A 10,579-nucleotide genomic window follows, 5' to 3' on the forward strand; every position below is an offset into this window, starting at 1 on the left:
TTTATAATTTTTTAGAGTTTTAATTTCATTATATCAACAATATGATTTTTATTTTTGATTTTCATACTTATTTCATCTGTTTTTTTATATCCAATATTTGTCCAAAATTTAATTCCATCAATATTTTCTTCTATTACACCTATTCTAATTGATTTTGCATTGTTACTTTTAGCAAATTCTAGTAATTTATTATGAAACATTTTTCCAAAACCTTGTTTTCTTTTTGAAGGATCTATCAGGAATAATCCAATAATCCATTCATATTTTTCTGGAAAATTTTTTATTAAATCTATTACTCCAATTAAATTATCTTTAAAAAACATTCCAAATATAAATTTATCTTCAAGAGTTTTATTTGGTGGAAGTTTAAATAATAATTCATCTATATCTTCATTAGATGCTTTGGTATTAGAGCTTAAAATAAAATAATCAGAACATTTTTCATATAAGTTTTTTATTATTTCATAATCAGTTTTATCAAGAATTTTAAGCTTATACTCATCAAAATTAAAAAAATCATGGTTCATAGAAGTTCACCTTCTTTGAATAATTTTATATTATATAATATAATTATATCAAATTAAATCATTTTATTTTTTAGATAGGGGGATAATTTTATGTTTAAATGGATTTTGCGGATACTAATTTTTATATTTGTTTTAATAGCTATTTTTTTTGGTTATTATACCTTTATAGATTTTAAACCATCTGATTATCAAATTTTAAAAGTTGAAGAAAAAAATAAAACATATATTGAGGATGAGTTTACTATTGTATCTTGGAATATAGGATATGCTGGTATGGGGAAAAATATGGACTATTTCATGGATGGAGGTACAAGAAATAATCCTAATGAAGAAGAAAGTTTAAATAATTTTGAAAATATAAAAAAAATATTAGGAAGTATGAATGGTGATATAATTTTACTTCAAGAAGTTGATATCGATTCTAAAAGATCTTTTTATATAAATCAATATGATGAAATAAAAGAAATATTTAAAGATTATAATTCATCTATGGGTTTTAATTATGTTAATCCATATATACCTTTTCCTTTTAATGATCCAATAGGGAAAGTTAATGCTGGATTGGTTGAGTTTTCAAAATATAAGCCAATATTATCAGCAAGGTATAAGTTACCAGGGGAGTATAAATGGCCTTTAAAATTATTTCATCTTGATAGATGTATGCTTGAGATGAGATTTGCATTTAAAGATAGAGAAGTCATTGTTATAAATACTCATAATTCTGCTTTTGATAAAGGAAATTTAAGAAAAGAACAGATGGAATTTATAAAAAATAAAGCTTTGAAAGAGTATGAAAATGGCAATTGGGTTATTATAGGTGGAGATTGGAATATGAAATTTCCAGAGATAACTGATGATTTTTTTGAATCCACTCAAGGAGTTCAAAGTTGGGTAAAAACAATAGATGAAAATTTAATGCCAGAAGATTGGAAATGGGTATATGACTCTAAAGTTCCAACTTCAAGATCTGCCGATATAGTTTATGAAAAAGGAGTAAACTATACAACTATATTAGATGGTTTTTTAGTTTCTCCAAATGTAGAAGTTTTAAATATTAGTGCAGATGATCTTCAATTTGAATTTACAGATCATAATCCTGTAAAAATAAAGCTTAAACTCAAATAATATGTTTAAGTATATATAAAAAGGCGAATATTTGATTCGCCTTTTTAATTAGGATTTATTGCCTTTCATTTTTTTATTAAATACATATGTTGCAATAATCATAATAATTAAAGAATATAAAATTACCCACCATAAATGAGGCATAATTGAAGAGTAATTACCATATACAGCTGATCTCGTTGCCTCTACAGCATGAATAAATGGAAGCATATAAGCTATTTTTTCGAAAGCTCCACCTATAAGACTTATTTCAAACCAAGTTCCGCTAAACCAAGCTGTTAGATTTGTTAATAATGCTCCACAAATACCACCAACTTGCTTATCATTAAATATAGTTCCAGTTAATAATCCAATTCCTATAAATAAAAAAGATGTTGGGATTAAAACAATTAGTGCCAACAAAATATTCCAATTTATAGACAAACCTAAAAATGAGGCTACAATAAAACAAATGGTACTTTGAGCTATAGCAAGAGGTAATAATGGAAGAATATATCCAATTATGAAATCAGATGCTTTTAATGGAGAAGAAAAAAGTCTCATTAAAAAAGAATTAATTCTATCTTTCGATATTAAAGTACCTGAAAATAAAGAAATAAATGATAGACCGAAAACAGCAATTCCGGGAGTAAGTTTATTTATTTTGAAAAGATCATTTGGAATATTAGCTTGTATAGCAGTTAATAAAAATAAAACTATTAATGGAAATCCTATCCCAAAAATTATATTTAAAGGATCCCTAATAAGTTCTTTATTATTCCTTGCAGCAAAAACTAATGATTTCATACTAACACCTCTGATCCTGTAGCAATTTTTATAAAAGCATTTTCAAATTTATCTGTACCCGTTTTTTCAATCAATTCTTTTGCCGTACCAATTTCTTTTAAAACACCTTTTGACATAATACCGATTCTATCTGAGAGTGATTCAGCTTCTTCCATATAATGTGTAGTTAAAATGATAGTCATTTTATTTTTTAAATTATTTATTAATTCCCATAACTCTCTTCTGGATAACACATCTAATCCGAGTGTTGGCTCATCTAAAAATAAAATTTTTGGATCTGAAATTAAAGCCATAGCAATACTTAGTCTTCTTTGCATACCACCCGATAATGTTTTTGCTTTATCTTTTTCAACTTCATTTAACTTGAACTCATCTAGCTTTTTTTGAGCTTTAATTTTTGCTTGTTTTTTATCTATTCCATATATTCTTGCCATAAATTCAAGATTTTCTTTTACATTTAGGTTCATTGCAACTGCGGTTTCTTGTGGAGAAAAATTTGATATGCTTTTAACTTCATTTGTATTTGAAAGAATACTTTTCCCCATAAGTAAGGCATCACCAGAAGTTGGAGTTATGAGACATGAAAGCATTCTTATGGTAGTTGTTTTGCCTGCTCCATTCATTCCGAGCAAACTGAATAATTCACCTTTTTTTATTGAAAGGGTTAATTTATCAACAGCAATTCTGTTTTTGAATTTTTTAGTTAAATCTTTTATCTCTATACTCATATTATTCTCCTTCTTTAGGATCTTTTTGAGCATTAAAAATTGCATTTGCAAAGTGCTTAAAATGTTCATTATTTACAATAGCAATTCCTTGTTCTTCATCTCCTAATAATAGTAAAGTATCCCCTGGTTTTATATTAAAGATGTCTCTTGCTTCTTTTGGAATTACTATTTGGCCTTTTTCACCTACTTTTGCTGTCCAAGCATGCTTTCCTTCAGGTGATTTCATCTGATCAACTCCTTTGTATAATAAGTATAATAAGTATATTAAGTTATACTTATTATACTTATTATACAAGAAAATAATTTATAAGTCAAATAAAAAAATAGTGGAGATTTAATCTCCACTATTTTAGTTATTTGCTGATTTATTATAATTCCTTTTTGGTCTGTCTGAGCTGTTATTTTTTTTGTTATAATTGTTTCTTCTATTGTTGTTATCATAATTTCTTGATGAATTTCTTCCATTACTTCTTCTGTCATTGTTTCTATTATCATTTCTATCATTATTATCTTTTTTCTCTTTTGCTCTTTCTATTAAAGGTTTTCTACCTTTAGATTTTTTCTTGAATATAGCTGTTATGATTTCTGCATCTTCAAAAGGAACTGTTATAAAAGAAAATTTCTCGAATACTCTTACATCTCTTATAAGTCTTCCTAGAACTTTAGTTTCTTTTTCTATATAATCTACAAGTTTTTTTGGATTCATTTCATCAGCTCTACCAAGAGCAACAAATAATCTTGTTTTTCCTTTTTTGTCTATAGAAACTTCTTTAATTTCATTATAATTATTTGTTTCGAGTTCATCTTGATAAACATTTTTTAGTACAGCAGCTATAATTTTTTCTGGTTCTTTAAACTCTTCTATTAGATCTTTTGCAAGTACTTCATATACATTGTTTATATTGTCAGACAAAGTACTTTTTATATCTTCTTTTATTTTTTGTTTTTTTGTATTTATTACATCTTTTATTTCTGGTATAGTAGATTTTTTAATTTCAGCTTTTGCAAATCTTTTTATAAAAAGTAATTTTCTATATTCTTCTGGAGTAACAAAAGTTATTGCAGTACCTTCATTTCCAGCTCTACCAGTTCTACCTATTCTATGTACATAAGATTCTGGGTTTTGTGGTAATGAATAATTTATTACATGAGTTAAATTTTCAATATCTATACCTCTTGCGGCAACATCAGTTGCTACTAAGATATTTGAATTTTTAGTTTTGAATTTTTTTAATATTCTTTCTCTTTGATATTGTGATATATCACCATGTAATGCTTCAGCACTGTATCCTCTGTCTATTAATCTGTTGGCTACTTCTTCAGCATCTACTTTTGTTCTTGTAAATACCAATCCATAAAAATTTTCTTCAACATCGATAATTCTACTCAATGCTTCAAATTTGTCACTTTTTCTTACTTCAAAATAAATTTGTTCAGCAAGATCTGTTGTTAATTGTTCCTCTTTTACAGAGATTATGTCGAATTCTCCCATGTATTTTTTTGCAAGTACCTTAATTTTAGAAGGCATTGTTGCAGAGAACATTAACATTCTTTTTTCATTATTTGTTTTGCTGAGAATTTTTTCTACATCTTCAATGAATCCCATGTTTAACATTTCATCAGCTTCGTCGAGTATGAAAAAAGATATTTTACTTAGATCGAGTGTTCCTCTATTTATATGGTCGATAACCCTTCCAGGTGTACCGACAATTATATCTATACCTTTTTTCAACTCTCTTATCTGGGCCTCAATGGATGCACCGCCATATATAGGCATTATCTTTAGTTTTTTGTATCCTCTTAACGAGTTAATTTCTTCAGATACCTGTACAGCTAATTCTCTTGTAGGTGTTAATATTAATGCTTGAACACTTCCAGGTTTTCTGTTGAGTTTTTCAACTAAAGGAATACCGAAGGCAGCTGTTTTTCCTGTTCCTGTTTGAGCCTGTCCGATTACATTTTTTTCACCAGATAAAAGGTAAGGGATTGTTTTTTCCTGTATTGGGGATGGTTCTTCAAATCCTTTTCTGGAAAGCGCTTTTAATGTATTTTCAGAAAGACCCAGCGATTTAAATTTTTCAAGTTTTTCCATACGTTTTTTAACTCCTTTGATTTAACGTTTATTTTTGCTGTGGGTCACTTGTGGAGAAAGCTTATTTTTTCATACACTCTTTTATTATAGCAATTCTGATTGCTATGACTTTGCAAAAAGGTTAAAATAAAAGAATATTGTGTTTCAACAAAAAATAATACCGATTATTCGGTATTATTTGAATAAATCTAATAAATACTCGATGTTTATATTTTGAATGTTATTAACAACTCCATTTGCTATACTTAAATCTTGATTAGGAGAGTTTGGAGAATCATAAGCGATGGTTTTACATTTTGCTTTATTTGCTCCTTTTAATCCATTATGTGAATCTTCTATTACAACGCATTCTTCTGGATATACATCAAGTCTTCTTGCAGCTTCGATGAATATATCTGGAGCAGGTTTTCCATTTTGAACTTCTTCACCACTTAAAATGACATCAAAATAATCTTTTATTCTAAGTCTTTTGGTTACAAGATTTATTAATTTTAATGGTGAGGACGATGCTAAAGCTATTTTTATTTTATTAACCTTTAATTCTTCTAAAAGATTTAATACTCCGTCTATAGGTGTATCAGTAAGATTTTTTTCCATATAATTATAACTCAAATCTTGTGCTTTTTTAATAAGCTCTTCCACAGATTGCTCTAAGTTGCATTCTTTTTTTATTATTGACCACATTTCGCCATTTGACATACCAATAAATGTTGAATATAAATTTTTACTAAGTTTTATACCCAATTGTTCAAAAAAAATTTCATTTGATTTTTTATGAAGAGGTTCAGAATCAACTAAAACCCCATCCATATCAAAAATTACAGCTTTTAACATTTAATCACCTCGAAAATTATACTATAATTACATATCGATTTTAACAATAATAGATTAATTCTATATTTAAAATTATTAAATATAAAATATTTATAAAAAAAAGGCATATTAAAATATGCCTTTTTTGATAAATTATAATTTAAAGAATTTTATTTGCTCTAATAATTGTTCAGAAAGTGCAGATAATTCTTGAGCACTTGCACTGACATTATTTGAACCATCAGATTGATTATTAATTCCTTCAGAAGCTTCGGTTATTTGATCAGAAATTTCTTCTATTAATTTTGTTACATTGACCATAGCTGAACTCATTTCTTCTGCTGAGGCTGATTGTTCTTGACTACTTGCGGTAAGATTTTGAATTCCTGAATTCATTTCTTCAACACTTGTTTGTATTATTTCAAATTTACTTGATAAATCTATCATAGATGTTGAGATATTTTCTATTACATTTACAACATTTTTTGTTGAATTATCTACATCTATAGTTCCATTTTTTATGTCATTTAATATATCACCTATTTTTTCAGTAGCTTTTCTTGATTCTTCAGCTAATTTTCTTATTTCATCCGCAACTACAGCAAAACCTTTTCCTGCTTCTCCAGCACGAGCTGCTTCAATTGCAGCGTTTAATGCAAGTAAGTTTGTTTGTTCTGTAATTGAATTTATTGTTTCCACTATGCTACCTACATTTTCAGCGTTTGAAGATAGTTTATTTACATTTTTTTCTGTATTTTTTGATTCTGATACAGCTTCTTTTATTATTTCTTTTATTTTATCTATAGTTTTAGATCCTTCATTTGCAGATAATTCGGATTTTGATGCAGAATCATTTAATTCTTGAGCTGCTTGTGAAATTAATGTTGCAGAAGAGGCTACTTCTTCTACTCCAGAACTAACTTCTTCAACATTTGCTGAAACATTTGAAGCTCCATCTCTTATACTTGAAACTTTTTCAGCGAGTTCTTGTGATGTTGTAGAAAATTCTACTGCTAATGCCGATAAATCTTCTGCTGATTTGTTTGTTTGTTCACCAGATTCGAGAATTGTAGATACTATTTTGGTTAAATTTGATTTCATTTCTTCTAATACATTAGAAATTTTTCCTATTTCATCTTTTGTTTTATAATCAAATACTGTATTTAAGTCACCTTTACCAAATTTACTTATCTTTTCAGATAAAATATGTAGTGGTTTTGTTATAAATTTATTTGATGTGAATAATATAAATACTATTATTGCTATAGTTGTTATAACAGTTATAGACAAATTTATTATTAATGAGGAAGTAGGACCTTGCATTACCTCTTTTGAGTCAACAACAGTATAATATATCCAATCTTTTACATCAGATTTTTCATAAAAAGCAATTTTTTTATCTCCTTCATATTCATATTCAATAAAACCCATCGGTTCGGTAGCTTTTTTAAATAGATCATTATCTGATCTATCTCCACCGATTTTTGTCCTATCGGCATGTAATAAAGTTATTCCCCTTTCATTTAGTAAATATGAATATTGAGAGTTAAATTTTTTGTATTCTGTTAAAGCTTTAGCCAATTTATCCATTCTCAAATCAAAAGCTATTACTCCTATAAAATTTCCACTTTGATCTGCAACATCTAAAGATAGTGATATTAGTATTTGTTTTGAAGAAGCATCTTCATAAGGTTCTGAAATTTGAACAGTCCCTTTATTTTTTAAAGAATTGATATACCAAGGTCGTATTGTAGGATCGTACCCATCAGGCATTTTTTGATCTGGTTTTATATAAAATCTTTTATCCTCTAATCCAATATAAGCATTTAATATATTTGTATGATTTTTAACTATATTATCAAATATTTTTAGCATCCAAGCATTTTCTTCATCTGTTTTTGAAAGAGCTCCTTTTACATTTGCATCATTGGCAAAAAAAGTCAATGATTCTGAAGTATTTTCAAAAAAATTTTCGAAATTACTTTTTATTAGTTGATTTGTTGAAGTTAGGAGTGTTTCAACATTTTCTCTTTTTGAATTATAAAAGCTTACATTACTAAATAGTATTAATATAAATAATATTAATATACCTATGGATATGGATAAAATGTTTTTAATTTTTATACTCATATTATCATCTCCTAAAATATTTTTATGTATAGTTAAAAACAAAACAACAAACAATATTAACTGAATAGTAATTTAATTTTACTATATTTAACATAAAAAATCCAGTAAAAAAAGTGATTCTTTTTTAAAAGAATCACTTTTTTATTTTATTTATACAGATTCATCAAATTTAATTTTTGTTTCAAGAGAATATAAGTCCATTTCCATAAGTTCTTTAAATTTTTCACCACTTATATTTTCTACTTTATAGAGATAAGTTGCTATCAAATCTAATCTTTGTTTGTTTTCTTCAAGTATTTTTAATGCAAGAGTATAACATTTATTAATTATATTTTTAATTTCACCGTCTATTGATTTGGCGGTTTCATCAGAATAATTTTTAGATCTGGTCAATTCTTTTCCCAAGAATACTTCATCATCATCATCTTGCCAGACCATAGGACCCATTTTTTCACTCATTCCAAGTTTAGATATCATCATTTTGGCATATTTTGTAGCCTTTTTTAAATCATCACCAGCTCCAGTTGTTATTGAATCAAATATCAATTGTTCTGCAGCTCTTCCACCAAGGGCTATGGTAATTCTATCATATAGTTCGGATCTGCTAATCAAGAATTTATCTTCTTCTGGTAGTTGAAGAGTATATCCTAATGCAGAATGTCCTCTTGGAACAATTGTTATTTTATGAACAGGATCTGAATTAGGTAATAAATAACCCAAGAATGCATGTCCTAATTCATGATAAGTTAGTATTTTCTTTTCTTTTTCAGATATTATTCTTGATTTTCTTTCTGGCCCTGCCATAACTCTTTCAATAGCTTCTTCTAAATCTTCCATCGTTATATAAGTATTTTTATTTCTTATTGCCAATAAAGCACCTTCATTTATGAGGTTTTCAAGATCTGCTCCAACAAATCCAGGAGTTCTTTTTGCTAGAGTTTTTAAGTCTACATCTGGAGCTATTTTCTTTCCTCTTATGTGGACTTTTAGTATTTCTTCTCTTCCTTCTAAATCTGGACCATCGATAACAACTTTTTTATCAAATCTTCCAGGTCTTAAGAGTGCCTTATCCAGTATATCAGGTCTATTTGTTGCGGCCATTACGACTACGCCGACATCATCATCAAAACCATCCATTTCAACAAGTAAAGAGTTTAAAGTTTGTTCTCTTTCATCATTTCCACCACCAAGTCCGGCACCTCTTTGCCTACCAACAGCATCTATTTCATCTATGAATATTATTGCTGGTGAATTTTCTTTAGCTTGTTTGAAAAGTTCTCTGACACGTGATGCTCCAACCCCCACATATAATTCAACAAAATCAGAACCACTTATATAAAAAAATGGAACACCAGCTTCACCTGCAACAGCTCTTGCTGTTAAAGTTTTCCCAGTACCAGGAGGTCCAACGAGTATTACACCTTTAGGCATTCTTGCCCCTAAAGTGTTGAATGATTTTGGATCTTTTAAATATTGTACTATATCTTTTAATTCTTCTTTAGCTTCATCTATTCCAGCTACTTTATCAAAAGTTATTTTATTTTTTGAAGGATCGTACTTTCTTGCAAGATTTTTACTGAAAGGGAATCCTCCAGACTTTCCACTTCCACCCATCATAGGTTTTAGCATCCAGAACCAGAACAGTATTAATATTATTATAGGGAATAAAGAACTTATAAGTCCAACCCACCATGAAGAAGTTATACTTTTAGTATAGGTTACTTCTATACCTGTATTGGCCATAGCCATGACATATTCTTTATCATAAAGCATTGTTGGAGCGAATATATCATATTTTAATCCTTCTTTAGTTTCTGCCTTTACTATACCAGTATTTTCAATATTTAGCTTTACTATTTGATTATTATTAATCATTCTTATGAGTTGAGAATAATCAAGTTCTTGAATAGGAGATTTTGTAAGGCTATTTATAGCAAAGAAGAAAATGAGTATAAGAATTATATAGACCCATAATATATTAAACATTTTTGGGTTGTTATTGTTTTCTGCCATGTGTTTTACCTCCTGAGTCTTGTTTACTTTCTTAGTAGTATTATTATTTATTTACTTTAATTTTTGATTAAAAAATTTGAACTAAATATATACACTTTATTATTATACAACATATTTCTATTTTTATTAAGTATTTTATCATTAATTTAATTTTAAAATCGTATTTTTAAGCTTAATTGAATTTAAAGAAATAATATGCAATTGTTTAATTATCGAATGATATAATAAAAAGTATGAATTTATAAATCTTAATATTTGAATTTATAATAGTGACTTGAAAAATAGAGCAATAAAAAAGGGATATGAAATAAAAAACAAGTAAACGAAAAGCAACAAAAATAAAAACAAGTAAAAAAAGGAATAAA

9 protein-coding genes are annotated in these 10,579 nt (G+C 27.5%); 1 reads left to right on the top strand and 8 read right to left on the bottom strand.

What is annotated here, in order from left to right; all coding sequences use genetic code 11:
• Window positions 1-11 precede the first annotated feature (11 nt).
• Window positions 12-527, bottom strand: coding sequence for a GNAT family N-acetyltransferase (locus PWP28_RS03045; RefSeq protein WP_305081524.1), 516 nt, complete (start codon window positions 525-527; stop codon window positions 12-14).
• A 90-nt stretch (window positions 528-617) separates the two neighbouring features.
• Here PWP28_RS03045 and PWP28_RS03050 point away from each other — a divergent pair, with 90 nt between their 5' ends.
• Window positions 618-1,652 carry an endonuclease/exonuclease/phosphatase family protein gene (locus PWP28_RS03050; RefSeq protein WP_308644240.1) on the top strand — a complete coding sequence of 345 codons (1,035 nt, stop codon included), beginning with the start codon at window positions 618-620 and terminating at the stop codon, window positions 1,650-1,652.
• A 48-nt stretch (window positions 1,653-1,700) separates the two neighbouring features.
• On the opposite strand, the gene PWP28_RS03055 is transcribed toward PWP28_RS03050, so the two are convergent.
• From PWP28_RS03055 to ftsH, 7 genes are all read right to left on the bottom strand, one after another.
• Window positions 1,701-2,438, bottom strand: coding sequence for an ABC transporter permease (locus PWP28_RS03055; protein WP_305081526.1), 738 nt, complete (start codon window positions 2,436-2,438; stop codon window positions 1,701-1,703).
• Window positions 2,435-3,166 (bottom strand): ABC transporter ATP-binding protein, encoded by a 732-nt coding sequence (locus PWP28_RS03060; RefSeq protein ID WP_308644241.1) that lies wholly within the window; start codon window positions 3,164-3,166, stop codon window positions 2,435-2,437. The genes PWP28_RS03055 and PWP28_RS03060 overlap by 4 nt, the downstream gene beginning before the upstream one ends.
• Window position 3,167: 1 nt before the next feature.
• The gene (locus PWP28_RS03065) at window positions 3,168-3,392 is read right to left on the bottom strand and encodes an AbrB/MazE/SpoVT family DNA-binding domain-containing protein (RefSeq protein WP_305081528.1); all 225 of its coding nucleotides are present in this window, start codon (window positions 3,390-3,392) and stop codon (window positions 3,168-3,170) included.
• 123 nt (window positions 3,393-3,515) lie between these two features.
• A complete protein-coding gene (locus tag PWP28_RS03070) occupies window positions 3,516-5,258 on the bottom strand; it encodes a DEAD/DEAH box helicase (RefSeq protein ID WP_308644242.1) in 1,743 nt (580 codons plus the stop codon).
• 174 nt (window positions 5,259-5,432) lie between these two features.
• The gene (locus PWP28_RS03075; protein ID WP_264149150.1) at window positions 5,433-6,092 is read right to left on the bottom strand and encodes an HAD family phosphatase; all 660 of its coding nucleotides are present in this window, start codon (window positions 6,090-6,092) and stop codon (window positions 5,433-5,435) included.
• Window positions 6,093-6,224: 132 nt separating this feature from the next.
• Window positions 6,225-8,201, bottom strand: a complete 1,977-nt coding sequence (locus PWP28_RS03080) for a methyl-accepting chemotaxis protein (protein ID WP_308644243.1) — start codon at window positions 8,199-8,201, stop codon at window positions 6,225-6,227.
• A gap of 150 nt (window positions 8,202-8,351) precedes the next feature.
• The gene (ftsH, locus tag PWP28_RS03085) at window positions 8,352-10,214 is read right to left on the bottom strand and encodes an ATP-dependent zinc metalloprotease FtsH (RefSeq protein ID WP_109605528.1); all 1,863 of its coding nucleotides are present in this window, start codon (window positions 10,212-10,214) and stop codon (window positions 8,352-8,354) included.
• Window positions 10,215-10,579: the final 365 nt, after the last annotated feature.

It is taken from the genome of Oceanotoga sp. (assembly GCF_030445905.1).
Classification (GTDB): domain Bacteria; phylum Thermotogota; class Thermotogae; order Petrotogales; family Petrotogaceae; genus Oceanotoga; species Oceanotoga teriensis.